The organism is Microbacterium sp. SS28, assembly GCF_022761035.1.
Lineage (GTDB): Bacteria > Actinomycetota > Actinomycetes > Actinomycetales > Microbacteriaceae > Microbacterium.
The window spans coordinates 968,041-984,422 of the sequence record NZ_JAKWJP010000001.1; the positions used below are offsets into that span (position 1 = coordinate 968,041).

Consider the following 16,382-nt stretch of genomic DNA (forward strand, 5'->3'; position numbering starts at 1 on the left):
TGGGTGAGTTTGTGCCTGGTCCACCCGCGCGAACCGACGCGAACTCACCCCAGGCGAAGATGCCCTTCCGAGGCGGGGTGAGTATGTGCCGGGTCGCGGCCCCACGGGCGACGGAGAATCGCCCTCTCCCGATTGCGCGAACCCGGTGGGGTGAGTACGCGCCGGGTCGTTGCGCGCGACGCGACCCGAACTCACCCCATGCGAATGCGCCCGTCCTCGGTGGGGTGAGTTTGTGCCGGGTCGCGGCCCCAGGGACGACGGAGAATCACCCTCTCCCGATTGCGCGAACCCGGTGGGGTGAGTACCTGCCGGGTCGTGGCGCGCGACGCGACGCCAACTCACCCCATGCGCCCGTCCACGGCGGGGTGAGCAACTGCCGCATCGCGTCCACGGATCCGACGACAGATCACCCCTTCTCGCGGCTTCCTCCCCAGGGCATCGACTCCCGGGCCTGTCCCCGGATCGTCCGCCGCAGCCCGCGCCGACGTGGCCGAGGTTCGACAGTGTGGGATGCCTGCATCCCCCGCACCGCTGCCCGCAACGTTGACGCACACCTTCTCCTGCGGGGAGGCGCTCGGTGCCGGCGTGACACCCCGCCGCCTGCGAGCCAAGGATCTCGAGCGCCCATTCCGCGGCACTCGCATCGCGCCCACGCTCGAACCCGAAGAGCCCGATCTCGACGACTGGCTGTCCGTCGACGAGGTGAACAGGCGACTCGTGCTGCGCGAAGCGCGCGCCTTGGCCACCGTCATGGCGCCGTGGGCGTTCTTCGCAGGTCGGACCGCGCTCGCCCTCTACGGAGCGCCTATCGACCCTGGGCCCCGGCTCGAGGTGGCGGCCTGCCCGCCCCACTCCGCCCCGCAGCGCCGCGGCATCCGTCGTCGAAAGGTCGCGGAGCATCTCGTCCACGTGAGCACTCACGAAGGACTCCCCGTGGCAAGTCCCGCTTCGGCCTGGGCGATGCTCGGTCGGGAACTCACGGTGCGCGAACTCGTCACCGTCGGCGATGCACTCGTCCGGGTGACACGCGACGATCGCGGGCGGCCGCGGCCCGGCGCGCGCGTCTCGACGATCGGGCGGCTCCGAGTCGCGGCGGAGACCGGCCGACGGAGGGGCGCCATCAAGCTGCTCGATGCCCTCGAGCAGATTCGTGTCGGCAGCTCCTCGCCGCTCGAGTCCGAGTATCGGATGGATGCCGCAGCCGCCGGCCTGCCCGAACCCGAGCTCGACGTGGAGATCCGCGACGACGCCGGTCGTCTCTGCGGCATCAGCGAGATCGTCTATCGCGGCCAGCGCACGATCGTCGAGATCGAGGGCGACCATCACCGGACCAACCGCACCCAGTGGGACCGCGACATCGAGAAGTACCACGCATACGCCGCGTGTGGCTGGGAAGTCGTGCGCCTCACCGCCCGGCACGTCCGCGGGCACTCGCCCTTCGAGAACGCGCCATACGGGGTTCAGCTCGTGAAAGAGACGCTCCTGCGCCGCGGTTGGGATCCGGATGCCTGATCCCGACGTGCAAGCCGCGCCGCAGCATCTCGCGTCCTGACTCATCGGGGTGGATCGTCGCCGCCCCGACCCTGAGCCGCCCCGCTCGTTGATCGAGCGCGGGGCGCGGGAGTGAGACAACGTCGCCTCCCGGACGCGCACGCGGCACCAGCGCACCCGACGCGAACCCGCGCCGACATTCGGGGTGAGGCGTGGTCGCAACCGGCCCGCGCATGCGACGCCGACTCACCCCACACCGAAGCCGCACCCAGTTTCAGGGTGAGGCGCGGTCGAATCCGGGCCGCGCACGCGGCACCAACTCACCCCACGCGAACCCCGCACACCCACATCCGGGGTGAGGCGTGGTCGCAACCGGCCCGCGCATGCGACGCCGACTCACCCCACACCGAAGCCGCACCCATTTTCAGGGTGAGGCGCGGTCGCATCCGGGCCGCGCACGCGGCACCAACTCACCCCACCCGAGGCCCCCACGCGAGGCCCCCACCCGAGGACCCCCGCGTCAGCACTCGATGACGTTGACCGCGAGGCCGCCCTCGCTCGTCTCCTTGTACTTGTGCGACATGTCGATGCCCGTCTGGCGCATCGTCTCGACGACGGCGTCGAGCGAGACGTAGTGCGAGCCGTCGCCGCGCAGCGCGAGGCGCGCGGCGGTCACGGCGGTCGAGGCGGCGATCGCGTTGCGCTCGATGCACGGGATCTGCACGAGCCCGCCGACCGGATCGCACGTGAGGCCGAGGTGGTGCTCCATCGCGATCTCGGCGGCGTTCTCGATCTGGCGGTTCGTGCCGCCCATGACGGCCGTGAGGCCGCCGGCGGCCATCGCGCACGCCGATCCGACCTCGGCCTGGCACCCGCCCTCTGCGCCCGAGATCGAGGCGTTCGCCTTGAAGAGCGACCCGAGCGCGGTGGCGGTCAGCAGGAATCGACGGATGCCGCGCCGCCGGTTCGCCTCGGCCACGAGCCCCTCGTCGATGGGCGCCGTTTCGTCGCCTCGCCCCTCGGCCAGCGGCCGCCCCTGGTAGCCGAAGAGCGCGCTCCCGACCAGCTCGCCGTAGGGCGTCACGGCGTTGCCCGCGCCGAGGCCCGAGTCGGCCAGGTAGCGCCACCAGTACATCGCGACAGCGGGGAGGATGCCGGCCGCGCCGTTCGTCGGAGCCGTCACGACACGGCCACCCGACGCGTTCTCTTCGTTGACGGCGAGCGCGAAGGCGCCGAGCCACTCGCCCGGCAGCTCGCGGTGTCCGCTCGACTCGGCATCCTCGAGCTGGCGACGGATCGAGGCGGCGCGCCTCTTGACACGCAGGATGCCGGGGAGCTCACCATCGGCGCGCAGTCCCGCCTCGATGCATCCGGCCATCGCGTCCCAGATCGCGTCGAGACCAGCCGCGATCTCGACATCGGTGCGGAGGGCCTCCTCGTTGAGGCGCGCGACCTCGGCGATCGTCAGCCCGCGCTCGTCGCAGATCGCGAGCAGCTCTCCCGCGCTGTCGAAGCGGTGCGGGAAGGGAGCGGCGGTGACGGTCGGAGACTCGCCGTCGCGGCGGATGAACCCTCCCCCGATCGAGTAGTAGGTCGACTCGGCGAGCGCCGCACCATCGCCGGCGAACGCCTCGAGCGTCATCGCGTTGGGATGCCCCGGCAGGCGCGTGCGGGGCGCGAAGGCGATGTCGGTCTTCGCGAAGGCGATGCCGTGCGTGCCGTCCAGCATCAGGACGCGCCCGTCGGGCCAGTCCGTCCAGGCCTTGCGGACGGCATCCGGATCCACCGTGTCGGGGGCCTCGCCCTGCAGCCCCGCGACGACGGCATCGGGCGTGCCGTGGCCGATGCCCGTCGCGCCGAGCGATCCGTACAGCGTGCACGCGACGCGGGAGACGCGCTCGAGGTGGCCGGTGGCGCGCAGGCGCGCCGCGAAATCGAGGGCGGCCCGCATGGGACCGACCGTGTGGGAGCTCGAGGGTCCTACTCCGATGGAGAACAGCTCGAACGCCGAGACGTAGGCGCTCACCCCTCCAGGCTACGCGCCGACGCGGATCCCCCGGCGGCTACTCCTCGCGCGGGTGGAACGAGATGAGCCCGACGGTGTTGCCCTCGGAGTCGCGGATGAACGCCTGCCACTCCTCCTGCCCGGCGGGCCCGAGGGTGTCGTCCGCGTGGGCGAAGATCATGTGCGGGCGGGCGACCACCTCGACTCCGGTGAGGCGCTCGATCGTCTCGTGCACGTTGTCGACGCGCACGTACACGAGCGACGACGGCGCATTGCGGTCCAGCAGCAGTCGCACGCCGTCGAGGTTGAAGAAGAGCAGCCCCGGCGGGTCGAAGAGGCCGATCGGATCCGACTCGAGCAGCCGGCGATAGAAGGCGGACGCGCGCTCGAGGTCGTCGGCGTGCTGTGCGATCTGGACGAGCTGCATGGTCCCTCCCGGACGAGGATGACGAGGACGACGAGGACGACGACGGCTGAGGCGCGGACAGCGAGGACGACCGGATGCCGCGGCTCACGGTAGCACCGCGGGACGGCCGGGGCCACGACGCGTATGGCACATCCGCGGGTGCGCTTCAAGGGGGTCGACGGCGCGCGACGTCGCCGCCAGAGTCATGCTCATGACAGCACTAGCCGTGATCCTGCTCGTGGTCGGAATCGTCCTGCTGCTCCTGGGCATCTTCGTCCAGACGGCGCAGTTCCTCCTGTGGATCGGGATCATCATCCTCGTCGTCGCGATCATCCTCGGCCTCATGCGCTACATCCGGCGCGGGGCCTGACCGACGACACAGCGCTCCGCGAACCGGACGCCTCCTCCCGAGCGCCCTCACCCGGCGTGACGCGCACCCCGCGCGACGCCACCGCTCTTCGCTAGTGTGAAGCGACGCCTCGCCGTGCAGGTGCGGCGCGGCGAGCGCGCACTGAGGGAGTAGGGCGGATGCAGGCGATCGGCTATGTGCTGCCCCTCGCCGTCGCGCTCGCGCTCAGCACGCTGCCGATCATGGTGGCGCTGCTGATCCTGCTCTCGCCGAACCGCTCGCGCTCGGCCCTCCCGTTCCTCATCGGGTGGGTCGTGGGCATGGTGCTCGTCGTGACGCTCTGCACTCTGGCGGCGCAGTTCGTCCCGGCGTCGCGCCTGCCGCGCCGGCAGGACGAAGTGGTCGGCGTCCTCGAGATCATCATCGGCATCGCGCTCATCGGGCTCGGCATCTTCTCGCTGTGGCGCGCCCGCCGGCGCACCGACCACTCGCTCCCGGCGTGGCTGCGCACGACCGAGACCCTGGGCCCCTGGTCGTCGTTCGGGCTCGCACTGCTGCTGAACTTCCGCGCCAAGGCACTCCTCATCGCTGCAGCCGCGGGACTGAGCCTGCGCGCCGATGCCGAATCCCTCACCGACGCGGTCGTCGCGATCGCGCTGTACACGCTCATCGGCGCCTCGACGGTCGCGGTGCCGATCATCGCGTCGTTGGCGGCGCCCGCTCGCATGGAGCCGCGGCTCGTCGACACGCGCGAATGGCTCACCCGCAACGGCGAGGCGATCACGGCCGCGATCGTGATGCTCATCGGCGTCGTCATCGTCGCCATGGGGATCGGCCGGCTCTGACACGCGACCGCTGACCCCGCGAGCGCTGGTCAGCCCTCGTCGAGGAAGATCTGCTCGATGCTCAGGTCGAAGAGCCGCGCGATGCGGAAGGCGATCGGCAGGCTCGGGTCGAACTTCTCCTTCTCGATCGCGTTGACCGACTGCCGCGAGAGACCGAGCTGAACGGCGAGGTCGAGCTGCGTCCAGCCGCGCTCGGTGCGCAGCGCCCGCACGTGATTCCTCACCGGTACCGCAGACTTCCGACGAGGATCGCGATGAGATACGCGACCGCCATGAGCGCGATCAGGAACGCGATGTCGGAGTCGAACGACACGAGCCCGGCGCTGCTCGCGGCCGCGTAGGCGCATCCGCCCACGAGCCCTGCCCCCAGCGCCGCCGCCATGGCATCCATCTGGATCTTGCGCTGCAGGTCGTCGGCGCCGCGCAGGAACCGGGCGTATGACGCGATCCAGACGATGCCGACGGCGACGTTGAGCGCGATCGCGATCCAGCTCAGGACGGGCTGCGCGTCCCACAGCGCCTCGGGCGCGAACTGCGCGAGCGCGAGCGTGGCCAGCCACGCGATCGTCCAGATCGCGAGCCAGCCGATGCCGGCGAGGGGTTGATAGGCCGTCGTGCCCTGCTTCTGCTCCACGATCCGCTCCTCACGAGTCAAGTACGCTTGACACGCTAGGCGTGGGCCTCGTAGAAGTCAAGCGTGCTTGACACGCCGGGAGACGGATGCCGCGCCGTCAGTGCGGCGCGACCGGCGCCCATCCGTCGCCGCAGGCCCCGCCGTCGGCAGCTTCGGCGATCGTGACCTCGATCCCGTCGAGCGCGAGCAGCGGGTTGTAGAAGCGGGCGATCTCGACGCTGTCGACCGGGACGTAATGGAAGATGAGCGACCGGCGGAAGCGATCGGCGGAGCGGTTGGGACCCGAGCCGTGCACCATGCTTCCGTGGAAGAAGAGGACGTCGCCCGCGGCGAGCTCGGTCTGCACCGCCGAGAACCCCTCCGGGAGGGTGATCGCGGTGCTCGTGAACGACTCCTCGGGGTCGGCCTCGTCGGGGCAGACGATCTCGTAGCGATGCGAGCCGGGCACGATCTTGAGCCCGCCGTTCTCGCCGTCGCAGTCGTCGATCGCGATCCACGCCGCGATGCAGGTCTCGGGGTGCGACTGCAGGAAGATGTTGTCCTGGTGCAGCGCCTGACCGCGCGCGGTCGGCGGCTTGAAGTAGAACATCGACTGCGCCGCGTGCACGGGACCCACCATCTCGGCGACCCGCCCCGCGATGCGCGGGTCGAGCATCCACCGACGCGCGAGCCGGCCGACGGCGAGATCGGTGCGGCGGTGCGGGTGGACGAAGCGCGGATACTGCGCGAGAACGTCGTCGGCGGCGATGTTGTCGTCGCGCCCGATGGAGCGGTCGCGCTCGACCTGCTCCATGAAGACAGTGCGAATCTCGGCGACCTCGGCGGGGTCGAGAAGACCCCGAACGTGCACGACGCCGTGCTCCCGGTACTCGTCGGCGAGACCCGGGACAGTGCTGGCGGTGATGGACATGGCGGCAACTCTCTCCTGTTGCAGTGAGTCACGCCATGGGATGATCGGGCGATGGCATGGAAGATCCTGCTGTGAGCGCACCGACCGCTGCGCCACGGGAAGCGACGCATCCGCACGTCGTCCGCGTCGTCGCGGGCGAGTTCACGGAGGGCGCCGACTACACGACGTGGCGTGAGCGGGGCACCTCGGACTGGCTCCTCATCCACACCGTGGCCGGCGCCGGCCGCGTCGTCGGGCCCACCGGCACGATCGTGTCGGGTGTCGGCGACACGGTGCTGCTGCGGCCCCACGCGCCGCACGACTACGGCACCGCCGTCGATTCGTGGTCGCTCGTCTTCGCGCACTTCCATCCGCGCGCCGAGTGGCTGCCGCTCCTGGACTGGCCCGTCGAGGCGGGCGGCGTCGGCCGGGTGCACGCGGCGGGCGAGATGCGCCCGCGCGTCCTCGCGGCGCTGCGCACGTGCGCGCGATCGTCGACGGGATCACTCGCGCAGTCCGAGATGTTCGCGATGAACGCGCTCGAAGCCGCACTCCTGTGGCTCGACACGCAGAACCCCCTGCGCGGCCGCGTCGACGAGCGTCTGCTGCGGGTCATGGAGCACGTCGGCGCCGACCTCGCGGGGGACCTGGGCGTCGAGGCGCTCGCGCGCATCGCGACGCTCTCGCCGTCGCGGCTGACGCATCTGTTCACGGCGAGTCTCGGCATCCCTCCCCAGCGTTATGTCGAGCGTGAACGGCTCACGCGCGCGGCACAGCTGCTCTCGTCAACCGATCGGGCCGTGGGCGAGATCGCGCGCGATGTCGGCTGGGACGATCCGCTGTATTTCTCGCGGCGGTTCTCGCATCTTCACGGGATGAGCCCGAGCGCCTATCGTCGACGGTGGTCGACGGCGTCCGCGGCCGGCGGAGCACGCAGCGAGGAGCAGTCATGATGATCTGCTCGATGACCACCTCGCGCTACCGCGTCGCGCGCGAGACTCCCTGACGCCGTCCGGACCGCCGCTCAGCGCGCCGCGCCCGAGAGCCCCTCGCGCACCGACGGCCAGGCCCCCAGCACCTCGCGCACCGCGGGGTCGGACTCCGCAGCGAGCGCCGTCTCGAACGACGCGTCGAGGATCTCGTCGAGCGCGATGCGACGACCCGTGCGGGCGCTGAGCGCGGCGGCCTCGACCATCGCGAGGCTCAGGATGTTGGCATCCACCCGCCCCATCGGCTCGGCCCCCGTCCGCAGCGCCGCGACGAACTCGCGCAGCGATCCCGCGATCTCGCTTCCCGGCGCGGCCTCGGCCGGTGCCGGGTCGTCGGCCCCGTCGGTCTGCACGGTGGGCACGCCCTCGCCGTCCCACAGCAGCGTGCCCCGCTCGCCAGAAAGTCGCCAGGAGCCGTTCCACGACGTCTCGGATCCGGGGCTGCACCAGCTGCCGTTGTAGACGAAGCGCGTTCCGCCCTCGAACTCGAAGACGGCGTTCGCCGCGGCATCACCGGCATACCAGCTCCAGGCGGGGTTGTACTCGTCGCACACGACCGCCACGGGATCCGTTCCGAGCAGGAACCGGGCCATGTCGAACTGGTGGATCGCCATGTCGAGCAGGAGCGGGCTCGCCATCGCGTCGCGGAAGCCGCCGAACCGAGGCGCCTTGAAGAAGTCGACCGAGACGATCCCGATGCGGCCGAGCGCTCCGGCGTGCGCTCTCGCCGTGAACAGGTGATCGTTGTAGCGGCGGGACTGGCTCACCATGAAGAGCTGACCGCTCAGCTGTGCGGAGGCGGCGAGCGAGAGCCCTTCCGCGACGGTCGCCGCGACGGGCTTCTCACCCAGCACGGGAACCCCCGCGTGCAGCGCGGCCGCCGTCACGGGATGATGCGCGGCGGGGATCGTGACGTCGATGACGGCCTGGGCGCCCGTGCGGCGCACGAGCTCGACGGCATCGGCGCCCGTCGCGAGGCCTGGACGACCGACCTCTGCCGCCGCCTCGTCGGCCGTCGCGACCGTGAGATCGGCGATCCCGACGAGCTCGACGTCGTCGTTCTCGGCGATCGTCCGCAGCCACGCGCGACCCATGGGGCCCGCGCCGACGACGACGACGCGCAGCGGACCGCCGTCGGCCGGCACCACCCGGAATGAGCGGGCGGCGCTCATCCGCGCGGCTCGGTCACGCCGGCTTCGGCGGCCGCGCGCGCTGCGGCGATCTCCGGAGCGGCATCCGCGTACCCCTTGCCCGCGAAGAACTCGCCCGTCTCGTACCTCAGAAGCGTGGGCGCGGCGCGCTCGGGCCGATCGGTGCGGGCCCACTCGACGGCGTTCGCGATGACGCGGCGCACGTCGCGGTGGTGGTAGACGGGATAGTCCTGGTCGCCGGGGCTGAAGTAGAAGATCCGCCCGTGGCCGCGCCGGAACGTGCAGCCCGAGCGGAACACCTCTCCCCCGCTGAACGAGCTCACGAACACGAGCTCGTCGGGCGCGGGGATGTCGAAGAACTCGCCGTACATCTCCTGAGCGGGGATGTCGATGGGATGCGGGATCCCCTGCGCGATCGGATGCGTCGGGTCGACCGTCCACACGAGTTCGCGATCCTGCTCGGCGCGCCACCGGAGCGTGCACGACGTGCCCATGAGCTTCACGAAGATCTTGGACCAGTGCCCTGAGTGCAGGACGACCAGGCCCATGCCCGCGAGCACGTGCCGGTGGACGCGCTCGACGACGGCGTCGTCGACCTCGCCGTGCGCGATGTGCCCCCACCACGTCAAGACGTCGGTCTCGGCGAGCACTTCCTCGCTGAGCCCGTGCTCGGGTTCATCGAGGGTCGCGGTGCGGACGATCACCTGTTCGCCGAGGTTCTCGCGGATGCCCTCCGCAATCGCGGCGTGCATGCCGTCCGGATAGATCCGGATGACCTGCTCGTCGGTCTGCTCGTGGCGGTTCTCGCTCCAGACGGTGACCCTGATCGGTGCGGGCATGCTCCTCTTCCCCTGCTCGTGGACGTCCATCGATTCTCACGGGCTTCGCGGCCGAGCGCTATCGAGCGCGCAGCCCGACGCTCGCCCTCGGATGCGCCCACGCGACGATCGCCCCTGTCGCCGAGGCGACAGGGGCGATCCGGTCGGACTGCTACTTGAACGCGTCCTTGACGTCCTCGCCGGCCTTCTTCAGGTGGGCCTTGGTCTGATCGGCCTGACCCTCCGCCTGGAGCCGCTCGTTGTCCGTCGCGTCGCCGACGGCTTCCTTCGCCTTGCCACCGACATCCTGAGCCGCGTTCTTGATCTTGTCGTCGAGTCCCATGTCGCCTCCTTGATTCGATCGGGGTTCACCCGGTCGAATCACGCTAAGTGACCGTCCCTCGGACGACAGGGGGGTGGCGAGGGCGCGGGCAAAGTGCTACGCCGAGCCCGCGAGACCTTCGATCGCGGTGCCACGCGAGAATCAAACGGCGGCGAGCGCGCCCCCGTCGAGAGGGCCCGCTCGCCGCCGCGGACGATCCGCGTCAGACGCGCGCGTGCGCCCCGCGGATCCAGACCGTCGACTCGCCCGGCACGACGCCGGCGACGGCGGCTCCGCTCGCGAGCACCACCTCGCCCGCGGGGAGCGCGAAGGGCTCCGTGCCGAAGTTCGTCACGACCTCCCACCCGTTCGGCCGGCGGAACCGCAGCACGTCGTCGCGCCCCGTCTCGACCCACTCGAGGCGCTCGCCGGTCTGCAGCTCGGCGCGCAGGCGCAGCGCGGCGCGGTATAGCTCGAGGACGGAGTCGGGATGCCGCTCCTGCTCGTCGACCGCGTACTGGGCGAACCAGCCGGGCTGCGGCAGGTGCGACCCGTCGGCGCCGAAGCCGTGCGACCGGCCCTCGGCGGTCCAAGGCAGGGGCACGCGGCATCCGTCCCGCCCGATCTCCTCGCCCGCCGTGCGGTAGAAGGTCGGGTCCTGGCGCTCGGCGGCGGGGATCTCTGCGACCTCGTGGAGACCCAGCTCCTCGCCCTGGTACAGGTACGCCGAGCCCGGGAGCGCGAGCAGGAACATCGAGGCGGCCCGTGCGCGACGCAGGCCCGCCTCGCGATCGAGCTGCGGCTCGAGGCCGCCCGAGTGCAGCCACAGCGACCCCTGCTTGACGGCGTCGCGTCCGCGCTCGTCCGGCCCGAGTGCGGGCAGCCCGTACCGCGTCGCGTGGCGCACGACGTCGTGGTTCGAGAGCACCCACGTGCTCGACGAGCCCGAGGCCGCGGCCAGCACGAGGTTGTCGGTCACGACGCGACGGAACTCCCCCGCGTCGAAGTCGGCCTGCAGCAGGTCGAAGTTGAACGCCTGCCCGAGGCTCTCGGGACGCGCGTACAGCGGGATGCGCGAGGCGTCGACCCACGCCTCGGCGACGGCCGTGCGCGGAGGGTCGTACTCGTTGAAGACGCGGCGCCACTCGGCGTAGATCTCGTGCACGTCGTCGCGGTCGATGAGCGGGTGCTTGCCGTCGAACGGCAGCGCGTCCAGCTCGGCGCGCGACGGCAGCGGCTCGGTGAGGTCCTTCGTGAGCATGTGCGCGACGTCGATCCGGAACCCGTCCACGCCCCGGTCCGACCAGAAGCGCAGCGTGCGGACGAAGTCCGCCCGCACCTCGGGGTGGTCCCAGTTGAGGTCGGGCTGCTCCGTCGCGAAGTTGTGGAAATACCACTGTCCGTCGGCGACGCGCTCCCACGCCGGTCCCCCGAACACCGACTCCCAGTCGGCGGGCGGCTCGGAGCCCCCCGGCCCCGAGCCCTCGCGGAAGATGTACCGCTCGCGCGCCGCCGAGCCGCGGCCCGCGGCGAGCGCCTCCTGGAACCACGCGTGCTGATCGGACGTGTGGTTGGGGACGATGTCGACGACGACGCGGATGCCGCGCCCGTGGAGCGCCGCGACCATCGCGTCGAAGTCGTCGAGCGTGCCCAGCCGGGGGTCGACGTCACGGTAGTCCGCGACGTCGTAGCCGCCGTCCGCGAGCTCGGACGGGTAGAAGGGGCTCAGCCACACCGCGTCCACGCCCAGCTCGGCGAGATAGTCGGCGCGCGATGTCACCCCCGGGATGTCGCCCAGTCCGTCCCCGTTGCTGTCCGCGAAGCTGCGGGGGTAGATCTGGTAGACGGCGGCCTGGCGCCACCAGGGTGCCTGATCGGGGCCGGCGGCGGCATCCGTGCGGGTCTGAGCGGTCAGTGTCACGTGGGGTCCTTTCGGGGATCGTGCGGTTCGGAGATGGCTTCTCAGCCCTTGACGGCGCCTTGCGTGACGCCCTCCATGACCCAGCGCTGCGCGAACAGGTAGACGATGATCGCGGGCGCCATGGCCATGAGGTACGACGCGAACGACACGTTGTAGTTGTTGCTGAACTGAGTCTGGAAGATGCTCTGCACGACCGGAAGGGTCTGCAGCTGCGGGTCGGAGGTGATGAGCGACGGCATCATGAAGTCGTTCCACGAGGCGAGGAACGCGAAGATGCCGACGGTCGCGCTCATGGGGGCGAGCAGCGGGAAGATGAGCTTCCAGAAGACCTGCCACGTCGTCGCGCCGTCGATGCGGGCGCTCTCCTCGAGCTCGTGCGGGATCGACCGCAGGAACGCCGTGAAGAGCAGGATGCTGAAGCTCAGCTGGAACATGATGTGCAGCACCGTCACCCCGACGGGGTTGTCGAGCCCCGTGATGCCGGTCAGCTGGATCTGCGGCAGTGCCAGCACGGGGAACGGGATGAACATCGCGGCCAGCAGGTAGAAGAACGACCACTTGAAGAAGGGGCGGTCCCAGTTGCGGTGGATCGCGAAGGACGCGAACGCGCCGAGGAGGATCGTCCCCGCGACGGTGCCGGCCGTCACGAGCACCGAGATCGCGAACGCGACGGGGAAGTTCGTGAGCTCCCACGCGGTCGTGAAGCCTTCCAGGCTGAAGGGGGCCGGCAGCGAGAACGCGTTGCCGTCGACCGCCTGCGCCTGCGTCTTGAAGGCCATCGAGATCGTGACGTAGAGGGGCACGAGGACCGTGATCGCCGCGAGCACGAGGATGATCGTGAGCGGCCAGTCGGGGCGCTCGATCGCCGAGCTCTGGCGGCGGCCTCGCCTGCGGGGCGCACCGCCTTCGAGGACGCGGACCCCCTCGATCTCTTCGAGGGCCAATGCGGGCTGGACGTTCGACATCAGAGTGCGTTCCTTCCGCGCGTGAGCCGGAGCTGGAGGATCGAGATGAGGATGACGAACACGAAGAAGACCGTCGCGTTGGCCATCTGGTAGGCGTAGTCGCCGCCCGTGAAGCCCGTCACGATCGTCATCGCGATCGACCGGGTCGCGGTGCCGGGACCGCCGTTGGTGAGACCGACGATGATGTCGTAGGCGTTGAGGTAGTTCTTGAAGCCGAGGAGGACGTTGATCACGACGTAGCCCGCGACGAGCGGGAGCGTGATCCGCAGGAGCTGCTGCAGCTTGGTCGCGCCGTCGATCGAGGCAGCTTCGTAGACCTCCCCGGGGATCGCGAGCAGGCCCGCGATGTAGATGAGCAGGCTGCCGGGGATCGACTGCCACGCCGTGACGAGCACGATCGCGATCCACGCCAGGTCGGGGTTGGCGAGGATGCTCTCGCTGAGCCACGGAATCCCCGTCGCCTGTCCGAGCGCCGGCAGCGAATTGCTGAAGAGGAAGTTGAAGACGAAGGCGATGATGATGCCCGAGATCACCATCGGGATCACGAAGATCGTCCGCAGCCCCGTCTTCATGCGGATCCGCGAAGTCAGGCCCACCGCCAGGAGGAAGGCGATGACGTTGACGACGACGACCGTCACGAGCGCGAAGCCGAGGGTGAAGAGGTAGCTCTGCAGGATCGCGGGGTCGCTGAAGAGGGCGATGTAGTTGATGAAGCCCACGAAGTCCCACTCGCCGAAGCCGATCGAGTTCGTGAAGCTGAAGAAGATGCCCATGATCGCCGGCAGGGTGATCGTGAGGCTGAAGAGCACGAGGGTCGGAACGAGGAGCACGTAGTAGATGCCCTCGACCCGTCGGCGGGTGCGGGGAACCGCCGCCGCTTTCGCGGTGCGGCCTTTCGGGGCGACGAGTGTCGCCGTGGTGGTTGCCATGTGAGGTCTCCTTCGACTCTCGGTCACTGACGCATCGCGAGCCGAGCCCAGTCGGCGTCGATGGTTCGGAGGATGCCGTCCGGGTCGGCCCCGTAGACGATCGCCTGCAGATAGTTCTGCGTCGGGATCGTCAGCGGGATCGCGACGGACGCTCCCTGGTAGAACTTCGCGTCGTCGTAGTACTCCTTCATTCCGACGATGCGCGGATCGGTCACGGGAGCGGCATCCGTCGTCGTCCCGTACCCGAGTTGTGCGGCGTTGTAGTCGTCCATGACGTTCTTCTGGAACAGGTACGACAGGAACGTGCGGGCGGCCTCCTTGTGGCGGGACGCCTCGGGAATCCAGGCGGCCAGGTCGAGGTTCACCCGCACCTTCAGGTCGGACGGGTCGTCCGTGACGGGCAGCGGGAAGGTGCCGAGGTCGAGGTCCGGGTCGGTCTTGGCGATCTCGCCGAAGGCCCACGGGCCCTGCAGGTACATCGCGGCCTTCTGCTGGGCGAAGGCAAGGTTGCCGTCGCCGTAGCCTTTGCTCGCGGCATCCGGATTCGTGTACTCGTCGACCAGCTGCTGCATCTGATCGATCGGCTCGGCGAGTGTCTTCTGGAACGACACGTCCGAGTCGGGTCCGACCTGGGTGCCTTCCTCGGCGAGGCCGTCGAAGAAGCTCGCGACGTCGACGTCGCCGCCCACCGTGTAGTCGAACCAGCCCTGCGCGATCGTCCACGGGTCCTTGAAGGTCGCGTAGAACGGCGTGATCCCGGCGCCTTCGAGGGCGTCGCAGACCGTGACGAGCTCATCCCACGTCTGCGGGACCTCGAGCCCCTGCTCTTCGAAGATCTGCTTGTTGTAGATGACGGATGCCGCCATCACCGAATACGGAAGGACGCTCGTGCGACCCGGGTACGTCGCGTACTGGTCGACGAGCCCCTGCACCTCGGGAAGGATCCGGGATGCCTCGGGCATGTCCGACAGGTCGCTCAGGGCGCCGCGCTCCATGAAGCGCGCCATCTCCATGTTGTAGTTCAGGAGCCCGAGGTCGGGCGGGTTGCCGCGGAGGAAGCCCGCCTGCAGGTTCGAGGAGGTGTCCAGCACGACATGCACATCGTCCTGCGAGGCGTTGTACTGCTCGACCAGGTCGCGGAAGTACGCGATCGCCTCGGGCTTGCTCAGGTAGAACCGCACTGTCTCGGCCTGCGAGCCGGAGCACGCGGCGAGGGCGCCGGCGGAGGCGGCGAGGGTCAGGGCAGCCGCGGTGACCCGCAGCCACCGTCGTCTGGGTCGAGGCACGTCATTGTCCTTTCGTCACGGGATCAAATTGATTCGACGATTAGATTTGCTGAGCGAATCAATTGGATGCGTCCATAATGCAGTAGGAGCGCGAGGAGGTCAAGACCCGTGATCGAGTCCGACGGCGGGAGCCGCGACGACGCACCCGCGGCGCGCAGAGCGAGCGTCGACGCCGTGCTGCAGTGGGCATGGGATGCCGGCACCTTCACGAGCAACGACGCGATGCCCGCGACGGGCCTGACGCGGTCCACGACGATCGAGGCCGTCGACGAGCTCATCGCGCTGGGCCTCGTTCGCGAGCTCCCCAACGCCCGCGAGGCGGGCGCCTATCGCAAGGGGCGTCCCGCGCGGCGATTCGAGCTGCGCGCCGACGCGGCGGTCGTCGTCGGCGTCGATGCGGGACGGATGCGTCTCACGGGCATCGTCGCCGACCTGCGCGGCGGCATCCTGAGCGAGACGACGCAGCTCAGCGAAGAGACCCGGGACGCGGACCACGTGATCGAGGCCGATGCCCCCGAGCGACGTCGCACTCTCGTGCAGTCGGTCATCGACCGGACGCTGCTCGAGGCCGGCCGAACCCGCGACGACGTGCTCGCGGTGTGCATCGGGGTGCCCGCGCCCGTGGATGCCGATGGCCGCTCCCCCGTGCACCGCTCGGACTTCTGGCTGCGGATGAACCCCGGCCTCAAGGGCCTGCTCGACGAGTGGGCGCCCATCGTGCGGGTCGAGAACGACGCCTCGCTCGCGGCCGTCGCGGAGGGGGCGACGGGTGCCGCGCGCGACCACCGCGACTACGTCGCGATCCTCGCGGGCGAACGCCTCGGCGCGGGCGTCGTCGTCGACGGCAACCTCCTGCGCGGCGCCCATGGCGGCGCGGGCGAGCCCGTGGGCTTCGACCACGTCGACGGCGTGCAGGGCGCGTACGGCATCGGCTACCGGCTCGCCGAGTGGGCGCAGGCGTCGATCGCCGCGGGTGAGCTGCCGACGTCGCACCCGCTCGCGGTGACCTCCGCGCCGATCGACGCGAGGACCGTCCTGCAGCTCGCGTCCGCCGGCGACGCGTGGGCGCTCGCGCTCACGGAGCGCGCGGGAGCCCTCCTCGCCCGGATCGCGGGCATCTACGGGACCTTCTACGATCCCGCGCTCGTCGTCGTGTCGGGAGCGGTGGCAGGCTCGCTCGAGCCCGTCGTCGCGTCCGCACGTCGCCGGATCCCCGACGAACTGGACCTGCCCGCCCCCGAGATCATGGCCTCGTCGCTGGGCGCCGACGTCGTGGCGATCGGCGCGACGATGGCGGCCGTCGAGGCGGCGCGATCGGGCGTGCTGGGGCTGGCGCAGCTGCCGACGGGGCTGACCGAGGCTGAGCCGGACTGACCGGATCC

At 70.2% G+C, this 16,382-nt stretch carries 17 protein-coding genes; 5 read left to right on the top strand and 12 right to left on the bottom strand.

Features of this window, described 5'->3' with window-relative positions:
• Positions 1 to 585: 585 nt before the first annotated feature.
• Entirely contained in the window at positions 586 to 1,512 is a 927-nt protein-coding gene (locus MJ607_RS04395; RefSeq protein ID WP_243074305.1) for a hypothetical protein, read from the top strand.
• A 499-nt stretch (positions 1,513 to 2,011) separates the two neighbouring features.
• On the opposite strand, the gene MJ607_RS04400 is transcribed toward MJ607_RS04395, so the two are convergent.
• Together MJ607_RS04400 and MJ607_RS04405 are read right to left on the bottom strand one after the other, a co-directional pair.
• On the bottom strand, positions 2,012 to 3,517 hold the full coding sequence (locus MJ607_RS04400; RefSeq protein ID WP_243074306.1) for an L-serine ammonia-lyase, iron-sulfur-dependent, subunit alpha: 1,506 nt from the start codon (positions 3,515 to 3,517) through the stop codon (positions 2,012 to 2,014).
• 37 nt (positions 3,518 to 3,554) lie between these two features.
• Positions 3,555 to 3,923, bottom strand: coding sequence for a VOC family protein (locus tag MJ607_RS04405; protein WP_243074307.1), 369 nt, complete (start codon positions 3,921 to 3,923; stop codon positions 3,555 to 3,557).
• A gap of 190 nt (positions 3,924 to 4,113) precedes the next feature.
• On the opposite strand from MJ607_RS04405, the gene MJ607_RS04410 reads away from it, so the two are divergent.
• Both MJ607_RS04410 and MJ607_RS04415 read left to right on the top strand, forming a co-directional pair.
• Complete coding sequence (locus MJ607_RS04410; RefSeq protein ID WP_243074308.1) at positions 4,114 to 4,272, top strand: hypothetical protein; 159 nt, start codon at positions 4,114 to 4,116, stop codon at positions 4,270 to 4,272.
• Between the two features lie 158 nt (positions 4,273 to 4,430).
• Positions 4,431 to 5,096, top strand: a complete 666-nt coding sequence (locus tag MJ607_RS04415) for a GAP family protein (protein ID WP_243074309.1) — start codon at positions 4,431 to 4,433, stop codon at positions 5,094 to 5,096.
• A gap of 29 nt (positions 5,097 to 5,125) precedes the next feature.
• Here the strand turns inward: MJ607_RS04415 and MJ607_RS04420 are convergent, their stop codons facing one another.
• The 3 genes from MJ607_RS04420 to MJ607_RS04430 all read right to left on the bottom strand — a co-directional run bounded on the left by MJ607_RS04420 (position 5,126) and on the right by MJ607_RS04430 (position 6,640).
• On the bottom strand, positions 5,126 to 5,320 hold the full coding sequence (locus MJ607_RS04420) for a helix-turn-helix transcriptional regulator (RefSeq protein ID WP_243074310.1): 195 nt from the start codon (positions 5,318 to 5,320) through the stop codon (positions 5,126 to 5,128).
• On the bottom strand, positions 5,317 to 5,730 hold the full coding sequence (locus MJ607_RS04425) for a hypothetical protein (protein WP_243074311.1): 414 nt from the start codon (positions 5,728 to 5,730) through the stop codon (positions 5,317 to 5,319). Before MJ607_RS04425 ends, MJ607_RS04420 begins: the two co-directional genes overlap by 4 nt.
• A gap of 97 nt (positions 5,731 to 5,827) precedes the next feature.
• Positions 5,828 to 6,640: a phytanoyl-CoA dioxygenase family protein gene (locus tag MJ607_RS04430; RefSeq protein ID WP_243074312.1), complete on the bottom strand. Its 813-nt coding sequence runs from the start codon at positions 6,638 to 6,640 to the stop codon at positions 5,828 to 5,830.
• Positions 6,641 to 6,711: 71 nt separating this feature from the next.
• On the opposite strand from MJ607_RS04430, the gene MJ607_RS04435 reads away from it, so the two are divergent.
• Entirely contained in the window at positions 6,712 to 7,572 is an 861-nt protein-coding gene (locus MJ607_RS04435) for a helix-turn-helix domain-containing protein (protein ID WP_243074313.1), read from the top strand.
• 71 nt (positions 7,573 to 7,643) lie between these two features.
• Here the strand turns inward: MJ607_RS04435 and MJ607_RS04440 are convergent, their stop codons facing one another.
• The 7 genes from MJ607_RS04440 to MJ607_RS04470 form a co-directional block, all read right to left on the bottom strand.
• Positions 7,644 to 8,780 (bottom strand): Gfo/Idh/MocA family protein, encoded by a 1,137-nt coding sequence (locus MJ607_RS04440; RefSeq protein ID WP_243074314.1) that lies wholly within the window; start codon positions 8,778 to 8,780, stop codon positions 7,644 to 7,646.
• Positions 8,777 to 9,598: a ThuA domain-containing protein gene (locus MJ607_RS04445; protein WP_243074315.1), complete on the bottom strand. Its 822-nt coding sequence runs from the start codon at positions 9,596 to 9,598 to the stop codon at positions 8,777 to 8,779. Before MJ607_RS04445 ends, MJ607_RS04440 begins: the two co-directional genes overlap by 4 nt.
• A gap of 151 nt (positions 9,599 to 9,749) precedes the next feature.
• Positions 9,750 to 9,920, bottom strand: coding sequence for a CsbD family protein (locus MJ607_RS04450; RefSeq protein WP_243074316.1), 171 nt, complete (start codon positions 9,918 to 9,920; stop codon positions 9,750 to 9,752).
• A gap of 202 nt (positions 9,921 to 10,122) precedes the next feature.
• Positions 10,123 to 11,820, bottom strand: coding sequence for a glycoside hydrolase family 13 protein (locus MJ607_RS04455; RefSeq protein WP_243074317.1), 1,698 nt, complete (start codon positions 11,818 to 11,820; stop codon positions 10,123 to 10,125).
• 41 nt (positions 11,821 to 11,861) lie between these two features.
• On the bottom strand, positions 11,862 to 12,785 hold the full coding sequence (locus MJ607_RS04460) for a carbohydrate ABC transporter permease (protein WP_243074318.1): 924 nt from the start codon (positions 12,783 to 12,785) through the stop codon (positions 11,862 to 11,864).
• Complete coding sequence (locus MJ607_RS19870; protein WP_279234292.1) at positions 12,785 to 13,714, bottom strand: sugar ABC transporter permease; 930 nt, start codon at positions 13,712 to 13,714, stop codon at positions 12,785 to 12,787. The genes MJ607_RS04460 and MJ607_RS19870 overlap by 1 nt, the downstream gene beginning before the upstream one ends.
• Positions 13,715 to 13,737: 23 nt before the next feature.
• Positions 13,738 to 15,000, bottom strand: coding sequence for an extracellular solute-binding protein (locus tag MJ607_RS04470; RefSeq protein ID WP_243074319.1), 1,263 nt, complete (start codon positions 14,998 to 15,000; stop codon positions 13,738 to 13,740).
• Positions 15,001 to 15,108: 108 nt separating this feature from the next.
• On the opposite strand from MJ607_RS04470, the gene MJ607_RS04475 reads away from it, so the two are divergent.
• Positions 15,109 to 16,374, top strand: coding sequence for an ROK family protein (locus MJ607_RS04475; RefSeq protein ID WP_243074320.1), 1,266 nt, complete (start codon positions 15,109 to 15,111; stop codon positions 16,372 to 16,374).
• The last annotated feature ends 8 nt before the right edge of the window (positions 16,375 to 16,382 follow it).

Bases quoted from the DNA above. Each gene is read 5' to 3' on its own strand.
- MJ607_RS04405 (WP_243074307.1), bottom strand. From the start codon at position 3,923: ATGCAGCTCGTCCAGATCGCACAGCACGCCGACGACCTCGAGCGCGCG.
- MJ607_RS04410 (WP_243074308.1), top strand. From the start codon at position 4,114: ATGACAGCACTAGCCGTGATCCTGCTCGTGGTCGGAATCGTCCTGCTG.
- MJ607_RS04415 (WP_243074309.1), top strand. From the start codon at position 4,431: ATGCAGGCGATCGGCTATGTGCTGCCCCTCGCCGTCGCGCTCGCGCTC.
- MJ607_RS04430 (WP_243074312.1), bottom strand. From the start codon at position 6,640: ATGTCCATCACCGCCAGCACTGTCCCGGGTCTCGCCGACGAGTACCGG.
- MJ607_RS04440 (WP_243074314.1), bottom strand. From the start codon at position 8,780: ATGAGCGCCGCCCGCTCATTCCGGGTGGTGCCGGCCGACGGCGGTCCG.
- MJ607_RS04445 (WP_243074315.1), bottom strand. From the start codon at position 9,598: ATGCCCGCACCGATCAGGGTCACCGTCTGGAGCGAGAACCGCCACGAG.
- MJ607_RS04450 (WP_243074316.1), bottom strand. From the start codon at position 9,920: ATGGGACTCGACGACAAGATCAAGAACGCGGCTCAGGATGTCGGTGGC.
- MJ607_RS04460 (WP_243074318.1), bottom strand. From the start codon at position 12,785: ATGTCGAACGTCCAGCCCGCATTGGCCCTCGAAGAGATCGAGGGGGTC.
- MJ607_RS19870 (WP_279234292.1), bottom strand. From the start codon at position 13,714: ATGGCAACCACCACGGCGACACTCGTCGCCCCGAAAGGCCGCACCGCG.